The sequence below is a fragment of the Stenotrophomonas sp. 2YAF26 genome (assembly GCF_052114625.1).
GTDB lineage: Bacteria > Pseudomonadota > Gammaproteobacteria > Xanthomonadales > Xanthomonadaceae > Stenotrophomonas > Stenotrophomonas indicatrix.
This window is the reverse complement of sequence record NZ_JBFRFC010000001.1, coordinates 95,666-119,061: the sequence shown is the minus strand read 5'-3', so window position 1 is coordinate 119,061 and position 23,396 is coordinate 95,666. Positions and strand designations below refer to the sequence as shown.

Here is a 23,396-nt window from a genome sequence, read left to right as displayed (position 1 = left end):
CATGCGTGTGACCCGTTCCCGTCTTGCCACCCTGCTGCCGTGGCTGAGCCTGATCGCCCTGTGCCTGCTGCCTGCGTTGGCGTTCGCCGCCCCGGGCGCGCCGACCACGCCGCTGCCGGACATCAACGTCGGCAAGATCGGCGGTGCGCCGGTCAGCCTGCCGCTGCAGACGCTGCTGTTGATGACGGCGATCACCCTGATCCCGTCGATGCTGCTGGTGCTGACCTCCTTCACCCGCATCATCATCGTGCTGGGCCTGCTGCGGCAGGCACTGGGCACCGGCCAGACCCCGTCCAACCAGGTCCTGCTGGGCCTGGCCCTGTTCCTCACCGCGATGATCATGCTGCCGACCTGGGACAAGGCCTGGAGCACCGGCATGGCGCCGTACCTCAATGGCGAGATCGACTTCCAGACCGCCTGGACGCTGAGCACCACGCCGCTGCGTGCCTTCATGCTGGCGCAGATCCGCGAGACCGACCTGATGACCTTCGCCGGCATCGCCGGCCACGGCACCTACGCCAACCCCGATGCGATTCCGTTCCCGGTGCTGGTCGCCTCGTTCGTCACCAGCGAACTGAAGACCGCCTTTGAGATCGGCTTCCTGATCTTCATTCCGTTCGTGATCATCGACCTGGTCGTGGCCAGTGTGCTGATGTCGATGGGCATGATGATGCTGTCGCCGATGCTGGTCTCCGCACCGTTCAAGATCCTGCTGTTCGTGCTGGTGGACGGCTGGGTGCTGACCGTCGGCACGCTGGCGGCGAGCTTCAATCCGGCTTGATTGCAGGGCAGCCGGGCATGGCTCGGCTCTACATACACACAACGGAACGACGATGTCCCCCGAACTTGCCCTGACCGAACTGCGTGGCGGCCTGATCACCGTACTCTGGGTGGCCGGCCCGCTGCTGCTGACCGTACTGGTGGTCGGCGTTGTAGTGGGCGTGGTGCAGGCCGCGACCCAGCTCAACGAGCCCACCATCGCCTTCGTTGCCAAGGCCGCAGCGCTCACTGCCGTGTTGTTCGCACTGGGCAGCCTGTTGATCGGCCATCTGGTCGAATTCACCACGCTGCTGTTCCAGCGCATCCCGCACCTGATCGGCTAGACGGACGCGCACGCAGATGGATGCCGCCACCCAGATGGCTGCCGACGGCCTGAACGCCTTCGGCATGATCGGCACCGTGCTGTGGACCATGCTGCGCATCGGCGCGGTGGCCATGGCAATGCCGATGATCGGTACCCGTGCCGTGCCCGGCCGGGTGCGCGTGATGCTGGCCGGCACCCTGGCCATTGCATTGGCGCCCCTGCTGCCGCCGGTACCGGACTGGACCGGCTTCGACGCCGCCACCGTGCTGACCATCGCCCGCGAGCTGGCGATCGGCGTGGCCATCGGTTTCATGCTGCGGCTGGTGTTCGAGGCCGGCGCGATGGCCGGCGAGCTGGTCGCGCAGGGCACCGGCCTGGCGTTTGCGCAGATGAGTGACCCGCTGCGCGGCGGCACCTCCGGTGTCATCGGCCAATGGTTCTATCTGCTGTTCGGCCTGCTGTTCTTCACCGCCAACGGCCATCTGGCGTTGATCTCGCTGGTGGTGGACAGCTATCGCGCCCTGCCCATCGGCGCGCCCCTGCCCGACCCGCACGCCTTCTTCAGCATCGCCCCGACCTTCCTGCTGACCGTGCTGCGCGGCGCGCTGACCCTGGCCATCCCGCTGACCGTGGCGATGCTGGCGGTCAACCTGGCCTTCGGCGTGCTGGCCCGCGCCGCGCCGGCGCTGAATCCGATCCAGCTGGGCCTGCCGGTCTCGCTGCTGCTGGGCCTGTTCCTGCTGACCCTGCTGGTCGGCGAAATGGGGCCACCGGTGCAGCGCCTGTTCGATGCCGCCTTCCAGGCGGCCGGTGCGGTGACCCGCTGACGCGGTCGTCACGTTTTGCTGCTTGCCGTCCCCCCCGGTGCCCGCGTTAGAGTGAATGGGCAGCGACCGGGGGGACGCTGCAACCGGCGGCCCTGGTCGCCCGCCTTACGCATGCCCCACCGTAGTTTTTCCGTTGACAGGCAGGTCCGGGAGACTGACGAATGCTGGTAGGCACGTACAACCCGTGGCTGGTGGCGACCTCATTGCTGGTTGCAGTGATGGCGTCCTACACCGCACTGGCGATGGCTGGGCGCACCGTCACCGCGCCCGGCAAGGGCGCGACCTGGTGGTGGCGCCTGGGCGGCGGTTTTGCGATGGGGCTGGGCATCTGGTCGATGCACTTCATCGGCATGCTCGCCTTCGACCTGCCCATTCCACTGGGCTACGACCTGCCCATCACCCTGCTGTCGCTGGCACTGGCAATCGGCTCGTCGGTGTTCGCGCTCTGGCTGGTATCGCTGCGCACCCTGCCCCATCCTCGCCTGGCCGGCGGTGCGCTGCTGATGGGCAGCGGCATCGCCAGCATGCACTACGTGGGCATGGCCGCGATGCGCATGCAACCGGGCATCGACTACCAGCCGGTGTGGCTGCTGCTGTCGCTGCTGGTCGCTGTGGCCGCGTCGTGGACTGCCTTGTACGTGGCCTTCCGCCTGCGCGCGCAGCACACCCGCATCGGCGACCGCCTGGCCGCCGCCGGCCTGCTTGGCCTGGCCATCGTCGGCATGCACTACACCGGCATGGCTGCCGCCCGTTTCCCCGAGGGCAGCGTCTGCGGCGCAGCGGTGGGCGATGGCCTGCAGAACAACTGGCTGGCGATGCTTGTGGTGGTGCTGACCGTGGCGATCCTGGCGGTGGTGCTGGTGGTGTCCTGGCTGGACCAGCGGGTGGAGGCGCAGCTGTTGCGCCTGCGCAATTCGCTGCTCAGCACCTCGTTGACCGACGCCCAGCAGGAACTGACCCAGGCCGCGCTCCACGACCCCCTCACCCGTCTGCCGAACCGGCTGCTGCTGCAGCGGCGCATCGTGCAGGCCCTGGCCGAGGCCGAACAGGGCGGCAGCCGCTTCGCGGTGATGTTCATGGACCTGGATGGCTTCAAGCAGGTCAATGATGCCTATGGCCACCAGGCCGGCGACGCGCTGCTGGTGGCCGTGGCAGAACGCACCCGCCAGCTGCTGCGGCCGCACGACCTGCTGGCACGGCTGGGTGGCGACGAATTCGTGCTGGTGGTGCGTATCGAGCATGACGAGGACCTGCCTACCCTGGCCCGTCGCATCCTGCAGGCAGTGGGCAGCGGCCCGCTGCTGCCGGACAACGAACTGCAGGTGACCGCCAGCATCGGCATCGCGATATGCCCCGACCATGCCGCCAGCGAACGCCAGCTGATGGCCTTTGCCGATGCGGCGATGTACCAGGCCAAGGAGTCGGGCCGCAACGCGTTCGTGCTGTTCGCCGACTGGATGAACGACAGCGCCGAGCAGCAGTTCCGCCTGCTGGCCGACCTGCGGCGGGCAATCGGCAGCGAACAGCTGTTCCTGCATTACCAGCCGAAGATCCGCGTGGCTACGCAGAAGGTGGCCGGTGCCGAAGCACTCATCCGCTGGCGTCATCCGGAACAGGGCCTGATTCCGCCGGACCGCTTCATCCGCCTGGCCGAGCGCAGTGGCGCGATCAACGAGATCGGCCGCTGGGCGCTGGACCAGGCCTGCCAGCAGCTGCGGCAGTGGCACGATGCCGGCCACGAAGGCTGGACGATGTCGGTGAACCTGTCACCGGTGCAGTTCAGTTCGCCGCACCTGCTGCAGGACGTGCGCGAGGTGATCGAGCGCTACGCGATCGCCCCGCGCAACCTGGTGCTGGAGATCACCGAAAGCACTGTGATGCGCGATACCGATACCAGCCTGCGCCTGCTGCAGAGCTTCTCCGCCTTGGGCGTGGGCATCTCGATCGATGATTTCGGCACCGGCTACTCCAGCCTGCTGTACCTCAAGCGCCTGCCGGCCACCGAAATCAAGATCGACCACGCATTCGTGCGCGACCTGGAACACAGCGCCGAAGACGTGGTGATCGTGTCGGCCATCGTTGCGCTGGGCCATGCGCTGGACATGGACATCGTGGCCGAGGGCGTGGAAACCGCCGCGCAGCGCGCCTACCTGGAGCGCCTCGGCTGCGACTACCTGCAGGGCTTCCTGCTGGGCCGCCCGGTGGACGCGGCCCGCTTCATGCAGCTGCACGACCTGCCGCGGCCACGGGTGGAGCTGGCCAGCCCCCGTAATCCCCAGTAGATCCACGCCATGCGTGGATGGCCCTTCCCGTGGACCCAAACCCGGTAGATCCACGCCATGCGTGGATGCCCCGCGCCGCCGTGACGGAACGATTCTTGCACGCACTCCGGCATCCCCTGCTGCAGTGCCTGTGATGTCCGAGAACGAATCCGCCGGCGAAAAAACCGAACAACCGACAGAAAAACGCCTGCGCGACGCCCGCGAACAGGGCAACCTGCCGCGCTCGCGTGAACTGGGCACGGCCGCCGTGTTCGGCGCCGGGGTGATCGCGGTGATGGCCATGAGCGGCTCGATGGCCAGCGGCGCCAGCGCCTGGATGCGCCATGCGCTCAGCCCCGAGCAGAGCCTGCGCCAGCACCCGAAGGCGCTGTTCGGCCACTTCGGCGACCTGCTGCTGCAGCTGATGTGGGTGATCGCTCCGCTGGTGCTGGTCTGCCTGCTGGCCAGTTTCCTTGCACCGGTGGTGATGGGCGGCCTGCGCTGGTCGGCCAAGGCGATGATGCCCGACATCAACCGCATGAACCCGATGAGCGGGCTCAAGCGCCTGTATGGCCCCGAAGCCATCGCCGAGTTCATCAAGTCGCTGCTGCGGGTGGCCTTCGTCGGCGTCGCCGCCGGCATGGTGGTCTGGACCAGCTTCAACACCCTGCGCGGGCTGATCCACCAGCCGCTGGAAACGGCCATCGGTGACGGCCTGGGCTTCACCCTGCGGCTGCTGTTGGCCACCGCCGGGGCGATGCTGGTGCTGGCCGCCATCGACGCGCCGTACCAGCGCTGGAACTGGATGCGCAAGCTGAAGATGACCCGCGAGGAGCTGCGCCGGGAGATGAAGGAAAGCGAAGGCAGCCCGGAAGTGAAGGGCCGCATCCGCCAGCTGCAGCAGCAGATGGCCAACCGCCGGATGATGGAGGCGGTCCCCACTGCCGACGTGGTGGTGGTCAACCCCACCCACTATGCGGTGGCCCTGAAGTACGAAGGCGGGGCCATGAATGCCCCCACCGTGGTCGCCCTGGGCGTGGATGAAACCGCCCTGCGCATCCGTGAAGTGGCCGACGGCAACAAGGTCGCCATCGTCTCTGCCCCGCCTTTGGCACGCGCCTTGTATCGGGAAGGCCAACTCGGCAAGGAAATCCCCGTGAGACTGTATTCAGCCGTCGCCCAGGTCCTCTCTTACGTCTACCAGCTGCGCAGCTGGCGGACCGGCCCGATGCCGTCCACGCCGCACATCCAGGTTGATGAGTTCGGCAACGGGGGCCGTCCATGAGCGCCCAGGCATCCAGCTTCAATACCCGCCGCGCGCTTGAAATGATCCGCCAGGGCCTTGGCGCACCTCTGATCGTGCTCGCCCTGCTGGCCATGGTCGTGGTGCCGCTGGCCGCGCCGGTGCTCGATGCGCTGTTCACCTTCAACATCGCCATCTCGCTGATGGTGCTGCTGGCGGTGGTCTACGTGAAGCGCCCGCTGGACTTCACCATCTTCCCGATCGTGCTGCTGATCACCACCATGCTGCGGCTGGCGCTGAACGTGGCCTCCACCCGCGTGATCCTGCTCAATGGCCAGAACGGCCACGAAGCGGCCGGCAAGGTGATTGCCGCATTCGGCGAGTTCGTGATCGGCGGCAACTACGCCGTCGGCATCGTGGTGTTCGCGATCCTGACCATCATCAATTTCGTGGTCATCACCAAGGGCGCCGGCCGCGTCTCGGAAGTGACCGCGCGCTTCATCCTCGACGCCATGCCCGGCAAGCAGATGGCGATCGACGCCGACCTCAACGCCGGTTTGCTGACGCGCGAGGAAGCCAAGCTGCGCCGCGAGGAAGTACGCGAGGAAGCCGACTTCTACGGTGCGATGGACGGTGCCAGCAAGTTCATCCGCGGCGACGCGATCGCCGGCATCCTGATCCTGTTCATCAACATGCTGGGCGGCCTGGCCGTGGGCGTGCTGCAGCATGGCATGCCGTTCGGCGATGCCGCCGCCACCTACACCCTGCTGTCGATCGGTGACGGTCTGGTGGCGCAGCTGCCAGCGCTGCTGGTCTCCAGCGCGGTGGCGATGCTGGTTACCCGTGCCTCGCGCTCGCAGGACATGGCGCAGGCGATGACCGGCCAGGTGTTCGGCCAGTACCGTGCACTGGCCATCACCGCCGGCATCCTCGGCGTGGTCGGCCTGGTGCCGGGCATGCCCAACGTCGCTTTCCTGACGCTGGCGGCCATCCTCGGCTTCATCGCCTGGAAGGTGTACCGCAAGGGCCTGGTGCCGGCGCAGGCCGACACCGCTGCAGGCGACGCCAACGCACTGAACGCGCTTGGCCGCCCCGCGGCCCCCGCACCCACCGCGGAACTGAGCTGGGACGAGCTGCGCCCGGTCGATCCGCTGGGCCTGGAAGTGGGCTATCGATTGATTTCGCTGGTGGACAGCAACCAGGGCGGCGAGCTGATGCCGCGCATCAAGGGCGTGCGCCGCAAGCTGACCCAGGACGTCGGCTTCCTGATTCCCTCGGTCCACATCCGCGACAACCTGGAACTGCCGGCCAACGGCTACCGGGTACTGGTGCATGGCGTGCCGGTGGCCACTGCCGAGATCCATCCCGACCGCGAACTGGCGCTGGACCCGGGCAGTGCCCTCGGTCCGCTGGAGGGCATCGCGGGCAAGGACCCGGCCTTCGGACTGGACGCGACCTGGATCCAGCCACACCAGCGCGCCCAGGCCGAAACCCTGGGCTATACCGTGGTCGACCCGGCCACGGTGGTGGCCACCCACCTTTCGCACCTGATCCGCGAGCACGCACCGGAACTGCTCGGCCACGAGGAAGTGCAGCACCTGCTGGCCAACCTGGCCAAGAGCGCGCCCAAGCTCGTCGAAGATCTGACGCCGAAAGCGCTGCCGCTGTCGGCGGTGGTGCGCGTGCTGCAGAACCTGCTGGTCGAGCGCATTCCGATCCGCCAGCTGCGCAAGATCGCCGAAGCACTGGTCGAACACGCCCCGCACAGCCAGGACCCGGCCACGCTGACCGCCGCCGTGCGCACCGCACTGGGCCGCTTCATCGTGCAGGAGATCGCCGGAATGTCGGCGGAGCTGCCGGTGTTTACCCTCAACCCGCAATTGGAACGTGTCTTGCAGGAGTCCACGCAGGGCAACGGCGCCGCGCTGGAACCCGGACTCGCTGAGCGACTGCACCAGAGCCTGGCCGAATGTGTCAGCAAGCAGGAAGCCCGCAACGAGCCCGCGGTGGTGCTGGTACCTGGCCCGGTGCGAGCCGCGCTGGCCCGCCTGGTCCGCCACAGCGTTCCGTCGCTGTCGGTCCTGGCCTACAGCGAGGTGCCGGAGGACAAGCGCCTGAAGCTGGTCGGAACGATCAGCTGACGCCGCCCTGCAACGCGCCAGAAAACAGACACCACTTTCAAACACCCGCAACAGACAGATTCCAAGGGGAACCCGAACCGTGCAGACCACCGACCATCCGCGTTCTCCGACCGCCACTCCGCCGACTTCGTCCCGTGACCACAGCATGAAAATCAAACGATTCGTCGCCGCCGACATGCGCTCGGCCATGAACCTGGTGCGCAAGGAACATGGTCCTGATGCCGTGATCCTGTCCAACCGCCGGATCGAGGAAGGCATCGAGATCGTGGCCGCCGCCAACTACGATGAGAGCGCCGTGCAGCGCGCCCTGGAAGCGTCGCGCCGCGACGTGGCACCGCCGCCCGCGCCGAAGCCGCGCAGCGCCGCCGACGCAGTGATCGCCGCGGTCACCCGCCGTCGCAGCAGCACCCCGGCACCGGAGCCGGTGGCCGCCACCACCTCGGCCGTTGCCGCCCTCGCCCGCGCCGCCGTCGGCGCTACCGGCCGCACCCTGGACAGCGCCGACGAGATCGTGCCGACGCGTGGCAGCACCGGCTTCGCCGCCACCCTGGCGCGCGCCGCCGTCAATGATTCGACGCTGCCGGAACAGATCTTCGCCCCGTTTGCCGACGCCATCGTGGCGCCCTCGCCCTCGCCTGCGGCAGCCACGCCGGTGAACCGCGCCCGCTTCCAGATCGATCCGCCGCTGGAAGACAGCGCGCAGATGCCGGCGGTGTCGCCGCCGCCGTTGCCGATTGCCCTCCAGGCCACCACGGCACCCGAAGTCGAAGCCTCACACGCGCCGGTCGCCGTGCAGCCGACCGAGGCTGCACCGGCACCGATGCCGGCGCTGGCGCCAGCACCCGCGCTGACCCTGGTCGCCGATGACGCCGAGATCCGCCACCTGCGCCAGGAAGTGGCCGGCATGCGCCAGGTGATCGAGCGCGAGATGAACCGCTTCACCGACGAGCGCCTGCGCGGCAGCCCGGTGCGCGCCACCGCGCTGGACCTGATGGACGAGTACGGCTTCGACGCCGGCATCGCCCGCGACGTGGCCATGCAGATCCCGCTGGAAACCGAGGCGCATCGCGGCCGCGGCCTGATGCTGGGGCTGATCTCGCGCAAGCTGCCGATCGCCCCGGTCGATCCGATGGAGGAAGGCGGTGTGATCGCCCTGGTCGGTCCGACCGGCGCCGGCAAGACCACCACCATCGCCAAGCTGGCCTCGCGCTTCGCCGAAGCCCATGCCGCCCGCGACGTCGCCCTGGTCACCACCGATACGATGCGCATCGGCGCCCGCGAACAGCTGTACGGCTACGGCCGCCAGCTCGGCATCGCCGTGCACGAGGCCAACAGCGGCACCGACCTGGACCAGCTGCTGGAACGCCTGAAGGACTACAAGCTGGTGCTGATCGACACCGCCGGCCTGGGCCCGCGCGACCGTGCGCTGGCCGCCCAGCTGCAGTGGCTGCGCGCCGCCCGCCAGGTCCGCACCCTGCTGGTACTGCCGGCCAACACCAGCTTCGGCGACATGGACGAGGTGGTCCGCCGCTTCGGCGCGGCCAACCTGCAGGGCCTGGTGCTGAGCAAGCTGGACGAGACCGGCCGCTTCGGCAACGCCCTGTCGGTGGCAGTGGACCACAAGCTGCCGATCACCTGGGTGACCGATGGCCAGGACGTCCCGGACGACCTGCACCGGGCCAGTGCAGCCAATCTTGTACTTCGCCTTGAAGATTTGCGCCGCGCGGCCGATATGCCCTGCAACCCGGAGTTGAACCATGCCGTCGCGTGAGTACGCCAAGCTGACCACCACCTTCCCGCTGACGGCGACCCGCAGCGAGCCGCTCGGCCCTGTGCGCACGATTGCCGTGACCGGCGGCAAGGGCGGCGTCGGCAAGACCAACGTATCGGCCAACCTGGCCGTGGCGCTTGCGGGAATGGGCAAACGCACCCTGTTGCTGGACGCCGACCTGGGCCTGGCCAACATCGACGTGATCCTGGGCCTGAGCCCCACCAACACCCTGGCCGACCTGGTCGCTGGCCGCTGCAGCCTGGATGACGTGATCATCGAAGGCCCGAACGGCGTGCTGGTGGTACCGGCTGCGTCCGGCCGCCGGCACATGGCCGAGCTGGCCCCGGCCGAGCATGTCGGCCTGGTCAACGTGTTCTCCGAACTGGAGCGCGAGCTGGACATCATGGTGGTGGACACCGCCGCCGGTATCACCGATGGCGTGCTGACCTTCTGCCAGGCCGCGCAGGACACCGTGGTGGTGGTCTGCGATGAACCGGCCTCGATCACCGACGCCTATGCGCTGATCAAGGTGCTGTCGCGCGAACGTGGCGTGGACCGCATCCAGGTGGTGGCCAACATGGTGCGCGACCCCAACGAAGGCCGCGTGCTGTACGAGAAGCTGACCCGCGTCTGCGAGAAATTCCTCGCCGATGTCTCGTTGAACTACCTCGGCTGCGTGCCGCAGGACGACTGGCTGCGCCTGTCGGTGCAGCGCCAGCAGCCGGTGGTCAAGGCCTATCCGTCCAGCCCGTCGGCACTGGCGATCACCGAGATCGCCCGCCGCACCGCCCGCTGGCAGGCACCGACCGAGCCGCGCGGCGGCGTCGAGTTCTTCCTCGAACGCATCATCAAGCAGCGCGGGGTGGCCGCATGAAAGGCGCCGCCCAGTACAGAGAGGTCCAGCGCACGGCGGCCAATGAGGTCATCGCCCAGCACTCGGACCTGGTGCGGCGCATCGCCCACCATCTGGCCGCACGCCTGCCGGCCAGCGTTGAGGTGGACGACCTGATCCAGGCCGGCATGATGGGCCTGATCGAAGCCTCGCGCAGCTACGACGCCGACCAGGGTGCCTCGTTCGAGACCTACGCTTCGATCCGCATCCGCGGTTCGATGATCGATGAGATCCGTCGTGGCGACTGGGTACCGCGTTCGGTGCACCGCCGTGCACGTGACGCTGCGGCCACCATCCGGCGCCTGGAGCAGAGCACCGGCCGCGCCGCCAGCGCCACCGAAGTGGCCGCCGCGATGGAGATGCCGCTGCCCGAGTACCTGCGCCTGATGGAGGACGCCTCGCGCGGCCAGGTACTGAGCCTGGAGTCGCGCATTGAAGACCAGGGCGAGCTGGACACCGTCGCCCAGGGCGGCCCGACCCCGCAGCAGGTGCTGGAGCGCGGTGAATTCGGCCGCGAGCTGGGCAATGCCATCGGCCACCTGCCCGAGCGCGAACAGCTGGTGCTGTCGCTCTACTACGAGCAGGAACTGAACCTGAAAGAGATCGGCGCAGTGCTCGGCGTGAGCGAGTCGCGGGTCTGCCAGATCCACGGCCAGGCGGTCCTGCGCCTGCGTGGCCGACTGAAGATTTTCGAGGCGGCCGACGCCGGCCTCGAGAGCTGATCAACAAAGGAACTCTGCTTTGAACAAGAACATGCGCATCCTGATCGTCGACGACTTCTCGACCATGCGTCGTATCGTCAAGAACCTGCTGGGCGATCTGGGCTTCACCAATACCGCCGAAGCCGAGGACGGGCATGCCGCGCTGTCGCTGCTGCAGAGCCAGCCGTTCGACTTCGTGGTCACCGACTGGAACATGCCGGTGATGACCGGCATCGAACTGCTCAAGGCCATCCGTGCCGATGCCAAGCTGAAGACCCTGCCGGTGCTGATGGTGACCGCCGAAGCCAAGCGCGAGCAGATCATCGAAGCGGCGCAGAACGGCGTGAACGGTTACATCATCAAGCCGTTCACCGCACAGACGCTGGAAGAGAAGCTCGGCAAGATCTTCGAACGCCTGGCGGCCAGCGCTTGATGGATACCACGGTCGACAAGAGCGCCCTCGCCCTGCGCCTGCAGGAAGCCCTGGATGCACTGGAATCCGGCGACGAGGCCGCGTGGCGCCAGCGCATCGACGGCCTGGTCGCGCTGCGCACCCAGCCGATGATGAGCGGCCTTTCGCGGCTGGCCCGCGAGCTGGGCCAGGCGCTGGGCGAACTGCCGACCGTGCCCGATGAAGCCGGCGAGCTGGACGATGCCTGCGCGCGCCTGGACCACGTGGTGGCGATGACCGAACAGGCTACCCACCGCACCCTGGACCTGGCCGAAGAGTGCCGCAGCCTGACCGAACAGCTGCGCGCCGACGGCCTGCAGCCGGGCCAGGACGTGCAGCTCGACCGCATCCGCCACAACCTCACCGAGATCGCCCTGACCCAGAGCTACCAGGACCTGACCGGGCAGATCATCCGTCGCGTGGTGGGCATCGTCCGCCGCGTGCACGAAGGCTTCGGCGCGCTCGGCCTGCCGCCGGAACAGCATCGCACCGATCCGGAACTGGCTGGGCCGGCACTGAAGGGACTGGACCGCCATGCGGTCTCGCAGAACGACGCCGACGACCTGTTGTCGGATCTGGGGCTGTAACCATGGGCGCAGTAGCCGACGACATCACTGCCGATTTCATCATCGAGGCCCAGGAGATCCTGGATCGCCTCGGCGAACAGCTGGTGTCGCTGGAACAGGCACCGCAGGACAATGAACAGCTCAATGCGGTATTCCGCGGCTACCACACGCTGAAGGGCGGCGCAGGTTTCCTCGGCATCACCGCAATGGTCGAGCTGTGCCACGCCGCCGAGGAAGCACTGGGCGCCGCACGCGCCGGCCAGGCCGTCCTGCAGGCGCATCACTTCGATGCCGCCCAGCAGTCACTGGACTACCTGCAATCGATGCTTGACGCGGTGTCTTCGGGCACCGAGCCGGGCTTTGCCCCGCCCGAACTGGTCGCCCAGTTCGACGTGCATGGCGGTGGCGCTGCCGCACCTGCGGCCGCGACGCCGGGTGCGGGCGGTGGCGACCTGATCACCGACGACGAGTTCGAGGCCCTGCTCGACCAGCTGCACGGCGGCAAGGCGCCGACAACGGTGGCGGCGGCGAAGAAGGCCGACGACATGATCAGCGAGGACGAGTTCGAGGCATTGCTCGACCAGCTGCATGGCGGCGCCGCCCCGGGCAGCAACACCACCGCAGCGGTTGCCGCCGTACCGGCACCGCGCCCGGCGCCCGCGCCGGCCGCGCCCGCTGCCAAGCCCGCACCCAACAAGCCTGTCGCCGAAGCCGAACACACCGTGCGTGTGGACACCAAGCGCCTGGATGCCATCGTCAACCTGATCGGCGAACTGGTGCTGTCACGAAACCGGTTGAAGACGCTTCGCACGCGCCTGCGCGATGAAGAACTGGACCGCGCCGTGTCCACGCTGGATATCGCCACCGCGCGCCTGCAGTCGGCGGTGATGCGCACCCGCATGCAACCGGTCGGCAAGGTGTTCTCGCGCTTCCCGAAGGTGGCGCGCGACGTTGCGCGTTCGCTGAAGAAGGAAGTGGACCTTGAACTGATCGGCGCCGAAACCGAGCTCGACCGCAACCTGGTCGAAGCGCTGGCCGACCCGCTGGTGCACCTGGTCCGCAACGCCATCGACCATGGCGTGGAAATGCCTGACCTGCGCGAAGCGCAGGGCAAGCCGCGGATGGGCCACGTGCGCCTGTCGGCACAGCAGGAAGGCGACTACGTCAGCATCGAAGTGCAGGACGATGGTGCCGGCATCGATCCGGAAAAGCTGCGCGCCAAGGCGCGCGAGAAGGGCCTGATCGATCCGGAAGCCGCCGCCCGCCTGAGCAGCGAGGAATGCCTGCACCTGGTGTTCCTGCCAGGGTTCTCGACCAAGCAGCAGGTCACCGACATTTCCGGCCGCGGCGTCGGCATGGACGTGGTGCAGTCGCGCATCCGTGAGCTGAGCGGGCAGATCCAGATCCAGTCGGAACTGGGCCGCGGCAGCCGCTTCATGATCCGCGTACCGCTGACCCTGGCGATCCTGCCGACCCTGCTGGTGCAGGCCGGCGAAGACGTCTACGCACTGCCGCTGGCCCGTGTGATGGAAGTGCTGCATGCGCCGCGCACCTCGCTGGGCTGGTTCGACGGTCGCGCCGTGCTTGACCGCCGCTCGCACACGCTGGCGCTGGTGGACCTGCGGCAATGGCTGGATGTGACGCCGGCCGCCTCGCCCCTGCTGACCATCGTCGTGCTGCAGGCCGGTGAGGCACGCTTCGGGTTGGTGGTGGACCAGGTGCGCGGGCGTGAGGAAGTGGTCATCAAGCCACTGCCCAAGGCCCTGCGCGGCCTGCGTGGTTATGCGGGTGCAACCTTGATCGGCGATGGTCGCATGGCACTGATCCTGGACGTGGACGGGCTGCGCAGCCCACACGACTGACCTCGTTGCTGAACCCGGCGCACCGTAGCGCCGGGCCAGGCCTGGCGACACAAGAAACTGTGAACTCCGTTACACCAGACTCTCCCGGTGTCTCAAGTCCCATTCATACAAGCCGATACCGGACCCATGGATAGACTCAGCCTCATTGGACTTTTCCTCGCCCTGGCCTCGCTGGTCGGTGGCAGCATCCTCAAGGGCGCCGGCCTGGCGTCGCTGTGGTCGCCTGCGGCGTTCGTGATCGTCATCGTCGGCACCATCGCCGCCATCCTGCTGCACACCTCGCCAGCGGTGTTCAAGCACGCCTTCAAGATCGTGCGCTGGGTCGTGCGGCCGCCGCACAGCGACCGTCGTGAACTGATCCAGCAGATCGTGGAGTGGAGCAACATCGCCCGCCGCCAGGGCCTGCTCGGCCTGGAATCGCAGGTGGAAGCACAGCAGGACCCGTTCCTGCGCAAGGGCCTGCAGCTGCTGGTGGACGGCGTTGAACCGGAATCGATCCGGCACATGCTGGAGATCGAACTGGGCAGCCAGGAGCACCAGGACCAGGCCGCCGCCAAGGTGTTTGAAAGCATGGGCATCTATGCGCCCACGCTGGGCATCATCGGCGCCGTGCTCGGCCTGATCGCGGTGATGAAGAACCTCGCCGACCCGAGCAAGCTCGGCCACGGCATCGCCGCCGCGTTCACCGCCACCATCTACGGCATCGCCTCGGCCAACCTGCTGTTCCTGCCCATCGCCGCCAAGCTGAAGGGCGTCATCGCCCATTCCAGCCGCGACCGCGAAATGGTCATCGAAGGCCTGATCTCGATTGCCCAGGGCGAGAACCCGCGCAACATCGAAACCAACCTCTCCGGCTTCCTGCACTGACATGGCCCGCCGCAAGCACCACGAAGAGCACGCCAATCACGAGGCATGGGCCATCCCCTATGCCGACCTGATGACGCTGCTGCTCGCCTTCTTCGTGGTCATGTACGCGATCTCCTCGGTCAACGAGGGCAAGTACCGGATCATGGCCGACGCCCTCACCGATGCCTTCGGTGGTGCGCCGCGCACCATCAATCCGGTGCAGGTGGGCAACAAGCAGGTGCAGGGTGGCGGCTGGGACAGCCCGTCGGTGATCAAGTCCGGCACCAAGATCGGGCCGTCCGCTCCCGCGCCCTCGCACGACCCCACCCTGCTGCCGGCGATGGCCTCGCAGATGCGCATGCCGGTGTCGGTGCACAACCAGGAACAGATCGCGCGTGCCGAGCGCCAGCTCAACAGCATCGCTGACCGCCTGACCGCCGCGCTGGCGCCACTGATCGACCGCGGCATGATCAGCGTGCGCCGTACCGAGCTGTGGATCGAAGTGGAGATCAACAGCGACATCCTGTTCCCGACCGGCTCGGCGGCGCTGGACGTGCATGCGCGCGACACCCTGGCCAGCCTGGCCGGTGTGCTGCGCGACGTGCCCAACAGCGTGCGCGTGGAAGGCCACACCGACAACGTGCCGATTGCCACTGCCACCTTCCCGTCCAACTGGGAACTGTCGGCCGGGCGCGCGGCCAGCGTGGTGCATCTGTTTGCTGACCAGGGGCTGCAGCCATCGCGGCTGGCGATGGTCGGCTACGGCCAGTTCCGCCCCCGCGAAGACAACGACAGCGCACAGGGCCGCAATCGCAACCGGCGGGTGATGGTCATCATCCTGGCCGACACCAGTCATTCGGTGGACCCGCTCGGCGAACGCCTGAATGCCGCCACCGGCGCTGCCCGCGGCGCCAGCGAACAGGCCGCCACCGCACCGGCCACCACCCCCACTTCCCCCATCGCACCGGTGCAGTTGCCACCGGTGCCGGCTGGCAGCCGCGTCGGCGCCGCCGTTCCCCCGGCAATGAAGGAGTAATCCGATGCGCATCTGGGCAGTCGCCAACCAGAAGGGCGGAGTCGGCAAGACCACCACCACCCTCGCCCTCGGTCGCGGCCTGGCCGCGCTCGGCCACCGCGTGCTGCTGATCGATCTCGATCCGCATGCCTCGCTGACCCGCGCCTTCGGCGTGCCGATCGAGCCGGCACCGGCCGGCGTGCTGGAACTGTTCGGCGCACCGCCGGCCGACCTCTCCGCGCTCAGCCATGCCAGCAACATCGGCGGACTCGATTACGTGTGCGCGCAGGCCTCGCTGGCCACGCTGGAACGACGCAGCGCCAACCAGCCTGGCCTCGGCCTGGCCCTGCAGAACGCGCTCGCCCGCCACCAGGGCCAGCACGACTACATCCTGCTGGACTGCGCACCGACCCTGGGCCTGCTGATGATCAACGCACTGGCCGCGGCCGATCGCCTGATCATCCCTACCCAGGCCGAGCCGTTGGCCCTGCACGGCCTGGATGGCATGGTCCGCACCGGCGAGATGGTCGAGCGTTCGCGCCGCCGGCCGCTGCCGATCTCGATCCTGCCGACGCTGTTCGACCGCCGCACCCGCACCGGCAATGAATCGCTGCGCGCCATGCAGGACCGCCACGCGAGCCGCGTCTGGGAAGACGCGATTCCGATCGACACCCGCATCAGCAACGCGGCCGGCCTGACCCTGCCGAGCATCGGCGAGGACTACCCGGGACGCGGCCTGGCGGCCTATCGACGCGCGTTGAACTGGATCCTCGGTGAGGACGCACGTGCCCTGGAGCAGGCGGCATGAACACCACCGGCATGCTGGACGACTATCTGGACGAGCTGCTCGGCGACATTGCCGCCGCACCGGTCGCCGCTGACGCCGCGCCACGCCCGACGAGCACAGCAGCCGACGGCGAGCGCGAGCCGACCTGGGACGATCTGCCGGCCGAAGTGGTCTACGAAACCGACGCCGTCGCAGTGGCCCCGGCCAACGACGATGTTTCGCTCGAAGCCGCATTCGACGCGGCTGCCACGCCTGCGGCCGACACCGAGCGCGAGCCGACCTGGGACGATCTGCCGGCCGAAGTGATCTACGAAACCGACGCCGTCGCAACCGCTCCGGCCAATGATGATGCGGCGCTGGAAGCCGCCTTCGACGCCGTTGCCACGCCTGCGGCCGATACCGGGCGCGAGCCGACCTGGGACGATCTGCCGGCCGAAGTGATCTACGAAACCGACGCCGTCGCAACCGCTCCGGCCAATGATGATGCGGCCTTGGAGGCTGCTTTCGACACCGCCAACGTGCCTGCGGTCGACACAGAGCGCGAGCCCACCTGGGACGACTTGCCGGCCGAGGTCGTCCATGAAACCGCGCCCGTGGCCACTGCCGCTGTCGCACCGCCCGCGCCGGAACCCACCTGGGATGACCTGCCGGACGAAGTGATCTACGAAACCGACGCCGCCGACAGCCTGGCGCACACCGACAGCCCCGGATTGCAGGCCGCCTTCGAAGCCGCCGCCGACGGCGAAGTGGTTGCTGACATCGCTGCGCCGGCCGTTGCCAAGGCCGCCGCGCGCCCCGCACCAGCACCGATGCCATCGATGACCCGCGCCGCTGTCGCACCGCCGCCGCAGTTCGCGGTGGACACCCCCTCCAGCAACCGCCCCGGTTCCTGGCAGGAGCTGCAGGCCCAGGCGCATCAGCCCGCCAGCAGCCCGCATCCGCAGAACCGCCGCGCCGGCGAACGCACGTCGCGTTGGCTGCGCCTGCGCTGTGGCACCCAGGCCTACGCGCTGGAACTGCTGAAGGTGCAGGAAGTGGTGCTGCCGGTGCCGTTGCTGCCACTGCGCGGCACTGCCCCGGAAATGCTCGGCATCATGAACCTGCGTGGCCAGGTGGTGCCGGTGATGGATCTCGGCCTGCACCTGGGTGCGGCCTCCGCCGAGGATGACGCGCAGACCCGCATCGTCGTGCTTGAGGAGAACGGCGAGACCCTGGGCCTGCGTGTGTCGGCCGTGGAGGACGTCGCCAACCTGACCGACTCGCAGATCGAGCCACCCGATACCGCCCGCATCTGCCAGATCTCCAATGAACTGTTCCGCGGCGTGGCCCGCATCAGCCAGCGGCCGATGATCCTGCTCGACGCCACGCAGCTGCTGGGGTGAATCCGTGCTCTGAATCGGCGCGCAGCGCCGATACCCCTAAAGAACCGCCCCACGGTGCCGTTATGAATGCTGGAACCGTTTGTCCGGAGCAACGATGAGCACTGTCGAACTGGGTGAGGATCTCGGCATCGAGAGCAGCACCGAGCTCAAGAACCGCCTTTCGCCCTTGGTGGCGGAAGCAGGCGAGCTGACCCTGGATGCAAGCCAGGTCGGCCGCATCCACACCGCCAGCATGCAGGTGCTGTGCGCCTTCGTGCAGGTCCGCCGCGAGGCAGGCCTGGGCACCGGCTTCCACGGTTGCACTGCAACCTTCCGTGACGCTGCACGCCTGTTGGGCGTCACCCAGGCCCTGGGCCTGGACGTACCCCATGACAACCTGAAATCTGTGGAGAACGCTGCATGAGCGCACGTATCTTGGTGGTGGACGATTCGGCGTCGATGCGCCAGATGGTTTCCTTCGCCCTCACCTCGGCCGGTTTTGCCGTCGAAGAAGCTGAAGACGGCGCGGTCGCGCTCGGACGTGCCAAGGGCCAGCGCTTCAATGCGGTGGTCACCGACGTCAACATGCCGAACATGGACGGCATCGCGCTGATCCGCGAACTGCGCCAGCTGCCGGACTACAAGTTCACGCCGATGCTGATGCTGACCACCGAGTCGGCAGCGGACAAGAAGTCCGAAGGCAAGGCCGCCGGTGCCACCGGCTGGCTGGTGAAGCCGTTCAATCCCGAACAGCTGGTCGCCACCGTGCAGAAAGTGCTGGGCTGATCGCCCCGCACTGCTCCCCCTCTTCGCTTCCGGATCGCCACTGCCATGAGCATGGACCTGCAACGCTTCCACGCCACCTTCTTCGAGGAGAGCCGCGAAGGCCTCGACGCCATGGAGGCTGGCCTGCTGGCCCTGGAATCGGGACAACAGGACCCGGAGATCATCAACTCGGTGTTCCGTGCCGCCCACTCCATCAAGGGTGGCGCAGGCACGTTCGGCTTCGATGCCATCGCCGGGCTGACCCATGTGCTGGAAACGCTGCTCGATGAGCTGCGGGCCGGCAAGCGCGCACTGGAAGGCAACGCCGTCGATGCGATGCTGTCGTCGGTGGACGTACTGCGCGCCCTGTTGCGCGAGGCCGAGCACGGCCAGCCCGCCGATCCTGCAGCGGTTGCTGCGGTGAAGGCGCGCCTGGAAGCGGTGCTGTCCGGCCAGGCACCCGCCGCCGCTGCACCCGCTGCCGCCAGCAAGGTGGACGACACGCCGGAAGCCTGGCAGATCGGCTTCACCCCGGCGCCGTCACTGTTCATGAGTGGCAACGACCCGTTGCGCATCATCCGCGAACTGGAACACCTGGGTTCGCTGCAGGTGGCCGCGCGCATGGATCGCCTGCCCGGCTTCGCCCAGCTCGACCCGCTCGAAGCCCACCTTGCGTGGGACCTGGGCCTGGTCGGCAAGGTGCCGCGCAGCAAGATCGAAGATACCTTCGCCTGGGTGCTGGACGACTGCGAACTGGACATCCGTCCGGCCGCACCGCCAAGCCTGGCCACCCAAGCACCGGCCACCGCGCCGGTCGCTGCTCCTGCGCCCGCCGCTGCCGCACCGGCTGCAAATGCCGGCGGCAACCAGGAAGCGGAAACCTCCATCCGTGTCAGCGTCGACAAGGTCGATGCACTGATCAACCTGGTCGGCGAACTGGTCATCACCCAGGCCATGCTCAAGCAGGTCTCGCACGCGCTGGACCCGGTCCATGCCGAGAGCCTGTTCGCCGGCCTGGACCTGCTTGAACGCAATACCCGTGACCTGCAGGAGGCTGTGATCGGCGTGCGCATGCTGCCGGTCGACGCAGTGTTCCGCCGTTTCCCGCGCCTGGTCCGCGACCTGTCCGGCCGCCTGGGCAAGCACGTGCGCCTGCGCACCATCGGCGAAGGCACCGAGCTGGACAAGGGCCTGATCGAGAAGATCGCCGATCCGCTGGTGCATCTGGTCCGCAATTCCATCGACCACGGCCTGGAAATGCCGGACGTGCGTCGCGATGCCGGCAAGGACGAGACCGGCACGATCACCCTGGCGGCATCGCACCAGGGCGGTCACATCGTCATCGAAGTCAGCGACGACGGCCGCGGCCTGAACCGCGAGAAGATCCTGGCCAAGGCGCAGGAACGCGGCCTGGCCGTACCGGACAACCCCACCGACTCGCAGGTCTGGGACCTGATCTTCCAGCCCGGCTTCTCCACCGCCGATGCGGTCACCGATCTGTCCGGCCGCGGCGTGGGCATGGACGTGGTCCGCCGCAACATACAGGCGCTGGGTGGCGAGGTGCAGATTGAAAGCGGCCTCGGCACCGGCACCCGTACGCTGATCCGGTTGCCGTTGACCCTGGCCATCCTCGACGGCATGACCGTGGCGGTGGCCGGCGAAACTCTGATCCTGCCGCTGGCCTACGTGCTTGAAGCACTGCAACCGCAGCCGGACGACATCCGCAGCATGGCCGGCGAAGGCCGTGTGCTGCGCGTGCGTGGTGAATACCTGCCGATCCTGTCGCTGAGCGAGTACTACGGCTATGGCCAGCGTGCACCCGGCAGTGAATCGCTGGTGGTGGTGGTTGAAGGCGATGGCCAGAAGATCGCGCTGGAAGTGGACGAACTGGTCGGCCAGCAGCAGGTCGTGGTGAAGAACATCGAGAACAACTACCGCCGCATCGGCGGGGTCTCCGGTGCCACCATCCTCGGCGATGGCCGCGTCGCCCTGATCGTCGACATCGGCGGCCTGGTGCGTTCGCTGCGGGTGCCGCAGGCCGCCTGAACTGCTCTACACGTTGTACCTGACCGCCGCCCTCCGGGGCGGCGGTTTTCGTTTGCGCGCGGGCGCAGGCAGCAATCGTACCCACGCGCAACGCAGCGGCGTCCACAACTGTGAACTCCGTCGTCCTGCGTCGTGAACCCGATCGGGCGCATGGTTTCGCCTGAAACTACGCCGTCACTGCGAAAGCCCCGCCACTGCTTGCTTTCCGTTGGTTTCCCCTACGCCAGCAAATGTGACATCGGTCCATAAAGTACGGCGCAGCTGCGCCGCTATCTCGGGTTGACGGCAGTCACCGATCCTTCACCCGGCACCACCGTTCCCTCCTGCAACGACCTTTTGCCCGCGGCGCCGCCGCCGGTATTCTGCCCACCTTGGAGCACCCTGCATGAAGTGGTTCCACGATCTGCCCATCGCCCGCAAGCTGGCTGTGGGATTCACCCTGACCACCCTGATGACCGTCGTGCTGGGTGCGTTCGCCCTGGTCCGCCTGTCCGAAGCCAACGCCAAGCTGACCTCGATGGCGACCAACGACATTCCATCGGTGCAGTACCTCGGTGAAGTGCGCTCGCAGCTGGGTGAGTTCCGCACCTATGAACTGGCCCAGATCAGCATGCTGGACCAGCCGGAGAAGGTCGCCGACTACAACAAGCGCATGAACGACACCGCTGCGGTGGTGCGCGAGCAGCTGGCGGCCTATGCCAAGCTGCCGTCCGGCGACAAGGAGCGCACGCTGTACCAGGCCGTGCAGGCCGACGTCGATGGCTACTTCGCCGCCAATACCAAGCTGCGCGAAGCGGCCACCGCCGGTGATGGCGAAGCGGCCCGGCAGATTTCCGATGAGCAGTCGCGCCCCCTGCGCCGCAAAGCCTTCGAAGACCTGAAGGCGCTGGGTGCGCTGCTGGGAACACAGATGCAGGGCAAGATCGACGACGCCAACGCGACCCACCGCAACAGCATGCTGGCCATCATCGCCGCCATCGTGCTGCTGGTCGTGGTCGCCGCCACCCTGGCCGTGATCATCTCGCGCGCCGTGGTCGGCCCGCTGGGCAAGGCAGTGCATGCCATCCAGGCCGTCGCCCGCGGCGATCTCAGCGTCACTACCCAGGCCACCGGCAAGGATGAGGCGGGTCGCATGTTGGCGGCCACCGCGGAGATGACCGCGATGCTGCGTCGCTTCTCCGAGCAGACCCAACTGATGGCACAGATGCATGCCGGCCCCGATATCAGCCACCGCATTCCGGAAGACTTCCCGGGCGTCTATGGCCAGCTCGCCGGCGGCATCAACACGGTGATCTTCGAACACCTCGATGCGATCCGTGATGCCATCGATGTACTCAACCAGTACGCCACCGGCAACCTCGCCCCCGATGCGCGCCGGTTGCCGGGCAGCCGCGCGATCCTGCACGAATCGATGGATGCGGCCAAGGCCAGCCTGCTGGCCATCAACACGCAGATCCAGCAGTTGGCATCGTCCGCTGCCGCCGGCGACTTCAGCCAGCGCGGCGATGCGCAGCGCTTCGATCACGATTTCCGCGTGATGATCGAGCAGCTCAACAGCATGATGGAGGTTGCCGACGGCAATCTTGGCCAGCTGTCGCAGCTGCTGCAGTCCATCGCCGCGGGCGACCTGACCGCACGCATGGACGGCCAGTTCCACGGCGTGTTCGCCCGCATGCGTGACGATGCCAACACCACCGTCGCCCAGTTGACCCAGATCGTCAGCCAGATCCAGGCCAGCACCTCGAGCATCACCCTGGCCTCGGGCGAAATCGCCTCGGGCAACAGCGACCTGTCGCGCCGTACCGAACAGCAGGCCGCCAATCTGGAAGAAACCGCCGCCTCGATGGAGGAACTGACCTCCACCGTGCGCCAGAACGCCGAACATGCGCGCCAGGCCAACCAGCTCGCCATCGGTGCGCACGGCGTGGCCTCGCAGGGCGGTGAAGTGGTCGGCCAGGTGGTCACCACCATGTCGGCCATCGAAGCCTCCTCGAAGAAGATCGCCGAGATCATCTCGGTCATCGATGGCATCGCCTTCCAGACCAACATCCTGGCGCTGAATGCCGCAGTGGAAGCGGCCCGTGCCGGCGAACAGGGCCGTGGCTTTGCCGTGGTCGCCAGCGAAGTGCGTACCCTCGCCCAGCGCTCGGCCGCCGCCGCCAAGGAGATCAAGGGGCTGATCGACGAATCGGTCGGCAAGGTCGCCGAGGGTTCCAGCCTGGTCCACCAGGCCGGCAGCACCATGGGCGAGATCGTCGCGTCGGTGCAGCGCGTGACCGACATCATGGCCGAGATCTCCGCCGCCTCGCAGGAACAGTCGGCCGGCATCGAGCAGGTCAACCAGACCGTGGTGCAGATGGACGAAACCACCCAGCAGAACGCCGCGCTGGTGGAAGAAGCCACCGCCGCAGCGCGGGCGATGGAAGACCAGGCCGCGCAGCTGGGCGAGGCCGTCGCACGCTTCCGCCTGGCCGCACCGAGCGCGGGCAATGCGATACCGCGCGCAGCCATGGCCGTGGCCAGCAGTGCTCCGCGCAAGGCGGCGCCCGCATCCATCGCCGCACCTGCGCGCGTGCGCAAGCCCGTTGCGCAGCCGGCCCTGGCCGGCGACGGCGACTGGCAGGAGTTCTGATCGCAGCATCGGGGTGGCCGCGCGCCACCCCGTCAGCGGAAAGGCAGCGCCGGGCCACGCCCGGCCCGGGCACCACGCTTGCCCGACCGCCGCGGGCATGGCACAACGGAGCAACCGAGTGCGTTCGGTGCTACATAAATCCGCA

20 protein-coding genes are annotated in these 23,396 nt (G+C 67.8%); all 20 read left to right on the top strand.

The window, feature by feature from the left end; genetic code table 11:
- Position 1: 1 nt before the first annotated feature.
- The 20 genes from fliP (at position 2) to AB4Y98_RS00385 (ending at position 23,251) form a co-directional block, all read left to right on the top strand.
- The gene (gene fliP, locus AB4Y98_RS00480; protein WP_442243502.1) at positions 2–781 is read left to right on the top strand and encodes a flagellar type III secretion system pore protein FliP; all 780 of its coding nucleotides are present in this window, start codon (positions 2–4) and stop codon (positions 779–781) included.
- Positions 782–833: 52 nt separating this feature from the next.
- Complete coding sequence (locus AB4Y98_RS00475) at positions 834–1,103, top strand: flagellar biosynthetic protein FliQ (RefSeq protein WP_005413254.1); 270 nt, start codon at positions 834–836, stop codon at positions 1,101–1,103.
- Positions 1,104–1,119: 16 nt separating this feature from the next.
- Positions 1,120–1,911 carry a flagellar biosynthetic protein FliR gene (gene fliR / locus AB4Y98_RS00470; protein WP_032974840.1) on the top strand — a complete coding sequence of 264 codons (792 nt, stop codon included), beginning with the start codon at positions 1,120–1,122 and terminating at the stop codon, positions 1,909–1,911.
- A 161-nt stretch (positions 1,912–2,072) separates the two neighbouring features.
- Positions 2,073–4,193: a putative bifunctional diguanylate cyclase/phosphodiesterase gene (locus AB4Y98_RS00465; protein ID WP_363733169.1), complete on the top strand. Its 2,121-nt coding sequence runs from the start codon at positions 2,073–2,075 to the stop codon at positions 4,191–4,193.
- Positions 4,194–4,326: 133 nt separating this feature from the next.
- Positions 4,327–5,457, top strand: coding sequence for a flagellar biosynthesis protein FlhB (flhB, locus tag AB4Y98_RS00460; RefSeq protein WP_033831035.1), 1,131 nt, complete (start codon positions 4,327–4,329; stop codon positions 5,455–5,457).
- Entirely contained in the window at positions 5,454–7,556 is a 2,103-nt protein-coding gene (gene flhA / locus AB4Y98_RS00455) for a flagellar biosynthesis protein FlhA (protein ID WP_032974843.1), read from the top strand. The genes flhB and flhA overlap by 4 nt, the downstream gene beginning before the upstream one ends.
- Before the next feature lie 145 nt (positions 7,557–7,701).
- Positions 7,702–9,327 carry a flagellar biosynthesis protein FlhF gene (flhF, locus tag AB4Y98_RS00450; protein ID WP_442243501.1) on the top strand — a complete coding sequence of 542 codons (1,626 nt, stop codon included), beginning with the start codon at positions 7,702–7,704 and terminating at the stop codon, positions 9,325–9,327.
- Complete coding sequence (locus tag AB4Y98_RS00445; RefSeq protein WP_025878980.1) at positions 9,314–10,201, top strand: MinD/ParA family ATP-binding protein; 888 nt, start codon at positions 9,314–9,316, stop codon at positions 10,199–10,201. Before flhF ends, AB4Y98_RS00445 begins: the two co-directional genes overlap by 14 nt.
- Entirely contained in the window at positions 10,198–10,941 is a 744-nt protein-coding gene (locus tag AB4Y98_RS00440) for an RNA polymerase sigma factor FliA (protein WP_025878979.1), read from the top strand. Before AB4Y98_RS00445 ends, AB4Y98_RS00440 begins: the two co-directional genes overlap by 4 nt.
- Before the next feature lie 19 nt (positions 10,942–10,960).
- Positions 10,961–11,353 (top strand): chemotaxis response regulator CheY, encoded by a 393-nt coding sequence (cheY, locus tag AB4Y98_RS00435; protein WP_005413247.1) that lies wholly within the window; start codon positions 10,961–10,963, stop codon positions 11,351–11,353.
- Positions 11,353–11,958 (top strand): protein phosphatase CheZ, encoded by a 606-nt coding sequence (locus tag AB4Y98_RS00430; RefSeq protein WP_025878978.1) that lies wholly within the window; start codon positions 11,353–11,355, stop codon positions 11,956–11,958. The genes cheY and AB4Y98_RS00430 overlap by 1 nt, the downstream gene beginning before the upstream one ends.
- A 2-nt stretch (positions 11,959–11,960) precedes the next feature.
- Complete coding sequence (locus AB4Y98_RS00425; protein ID WP_442243500.1) at positions 11,961–13,799, top strand: chemotaxis protein CheA; 1,839 nt, start codon at positions 11,961–11,963, stop codon at positions 13,797–13,799.
- A 126-nt stretch (positions 13,800–13,925) separates the two neighbouring features.
- Positions 13,926–14,666: a flagellar motor protein gene (locus AB4Y98_RS00420; RefSeq protein ID WP_025878976.1), complete on the top strand. Its 741-nt coding sequence runs from the start codon at positions 13,926–13,928 to the stop codon at positions 14,664–14,666.
- A 1-nt stretch (position 14,667) separates the two neighbouring features.
- On the top strand, positions 14,668–15,681 hold the full coding sequence (motD, locus tag AB4Y98_RS00415) for a flagellar motor protein MotD (protein WP_394197718.1): 1,014 nt from the start codon (positions 14,668–14,670) through the stop codon (positions 15,679–15,681).
- A 4-nt stretch (positions 15,682–15,685) separates the two neighbouring features.
- Positions 15,686–16,468: a ParA family protein gene (locus AB4Y98_RS00410; protein ID WP_032974847.1), complete on the top strand. Its 783-nt coding sequence runs from the start codon at positions 15,686–15,688 to the stop codon at positions 16,466–16,468.
- Positions 16,465–17,829 carry a chemotaxis protein CheW gene (locus AB4Y98_RS00405; RefSeq protein ID WP_442243499.1) on the top strand — a complete coding sequence of 455 codons (1,365 nt, stop codon included), beginning with the start codon at positions 16,465–16,467 and terminating at the stop codon, positions 17,827–17,829. Before AB4Y98_RS00410 ends, AB4Y98_RS00405 begins: the two co-directional genes overlap by 4 nt.
- 94 nt (positions 17,830–17,923) lie before the next feature.
- Complete coding sequence (locus tag AB4Y98_RS00400; RefSeq protein WP_442243498.1) at positions 17,924–18,232, top strand: STAS domain-containing protein; 309 nt, start codon at positions 17,924–17,926, stop codon at positions 18,230–18,232.
- Positions 18,229–18,594, top strand: a complete 366-nt coding sequence (locus AB4Y98_RS00395) for a response regulator (RefSeq protein WP_025878971.1) — start codon at positions 18,229–18,231, stop codon at positions 18,592–18,594. The genes AB4Y98_RS00400 and AB4Y98_RS00395 overlap by 4 nt, the downstream gene beginning before the upstream one ends.
- Positions 18,595–18,639: 45 nt before the next feature.
- A complete protein-coding gene (locus AB4Y98_RS00390) occupies positions 18,640–20,619 on the top strand; it encodes a chemotaxis protein CheA (RefSeq protein WP_442243497.1) in 1,980 nt (659 codons plus the stop codon).
- A gap of 385 nt (positions 20,620–21,004) precedes the next feature.
- Positions 21,005–23,251 (top strand): methyl-accepting chemotaxis protein, encoded by a 2,247-nt coding sequence (locus tag AB4Y98_RS00385; RefSeq protein ID WP_442243496.1) that lies wholly within the window; start codon positions 21,005–21,007, stop codon positions 23,249–23,251.
- Positions 23,252–23,396: the final 145 nt, after the last annotated feature.

What these genes read in the sequence shown, in the direction of transcription:
- flhB (WP_033831035.1), top strand. Translation starts at nt 4,327, where the DNA reads ATGTCCGAGAACGAATCCGCCGGCGAAAAAACCGAACAACCGACAGAA.
- flhA (WP_032974843.1), top strand. Translation starts at nt 5,454, where the DNA reads ATGAGCGCCCAGGCATCCAGCTTCAATACCCGCCGCGCGCTTGAAATG.
- AB4Y98_RS00465 (WP_363733169.1), top strand. Translation starts at nt 2,073, where the DNA reads ATGCTGGTAGGCACGTACAACCCGTGGCTGGTGGCGACCTCATTGCTG.
- AB4Y98_RS00420 (WP_025878976.1), top strand. Translation starts at nt 13,926, where the DNA reads ATGGATAGACTCAGCCTCATTGGACTTTTCCTCGCCCTGGCCTCGCTG.
- AB4Y98_RS00410 (WP_032974847.1), top strand. Translation starts at nt 15,686, where the DNA reads ATGCGCATCTGGGCAGTCGCCAACCAGAAGGGCGGAGTCGGCAAGACC.
- AB4Y98_RS00405 (WP_442243499.1), top strand. Translation starts at nt 16,465, where the DNA reads ATGAACACCACCGGCATGCTGGACGACTATCTGGACGAGCTGCTCGGC.
- AB4Y98_RS00475 (WP_005413254.1), top strand. Translation starts at nt 834, where the DNA reads ATGTCCCCCGAACTTGCCCTGACCGAACTGCGTGGCGGCCTGATCACC.
- AB4Y98_RS00425 (WP_442243500.1), top strand. Translation starts at nt 11,961, where the DNA reads ATGGGCGCAGTAGCCGACGACATCACTGCCGATTTCATCATCGAGGCC.
- AB4Y98_RS00400 (WP_442243498.1), top strand. Translation starts at nt 17,924, where the DNA reads ATGAGCACTGTCGAACTGGGTGAGGATCTCGGCATCGAGAGCAGCACC.
- AB4Y98_RS00445 (WP_025878980.1), top strand. Translation starts at nt 9,314, where the DNA reads ATGCCGTCGCGTGAGTACGCCAAGCTGACCACCACCTTCCCGCTGACG.
- AB4Y98_RS00395 (WP_025878971.1), top strand. Translation starts at nt 18,229, where the DNA reads ATGAGCGCACGTATCTTGGTGGTGGACGATTCGGCGTCGATGCGCCAG.
- fliP (WP_442243502.1), top strand. Translation starts at nt 2, where the DNA reads ATGCGTGTGACCCGTTCCCGTCTTGCCACCCTGCTGCCGTGGCTGAGC.
- AB4Y98_RS00440 (WP_025878979.1), top strand. Translation starts at nt 10,198, where the DNA reads ATGAAAGGCGCCGCCCAGTACAGAGAGGTCCAGCGCACGGCGGCCAAT.
- fliR (WP_032974840.1), top strand. Translation starts at nt 1,120, where the DNA reads ATGGATGCCGCCACCCAGATGGCTGCCGACGGCCTGAACGCCTTCGGC.
- AB4Y98_RS00385 (WP_442243496.1), top strand. Translation starts at nt 21,005, where the DNA reads ATGAAGTGGTTCCACGATCTGCCCATCGCCCGCAAGCTGGCTGTGGGA.
- flhF (WP_442243501.1), top strand. Translation starts at nt 7,702, where the DNA reads ATGAAAATCAAACGATTCGTCGCCGCCGACATGCGCTCGGCCATGAAC.
- AB4Y98_RS00430 (WP_025878978.1), top strand. Translation starts at nt 11,353, where the DNA reads ATGGATACCACGGTCGACAAGAGCGCCCTCGCCCTGCGCCTGCAGGAA.
- motD (WP_394197718.1), top strand. Translation starts at nt 14,668, where the DNA reads ATGGCCCGCCGCAAGCACCACGAAGAGCACGCCAATCACGAGGCATGG.
- AB4Y98_RS00390 (WP_442243497.1), top strand. Translation starts at nt 18,640, where the DNA reads ATGAGCATGGACCTGCAACGCTTCCACGCCACCTTCTTCGAGGAGAGC.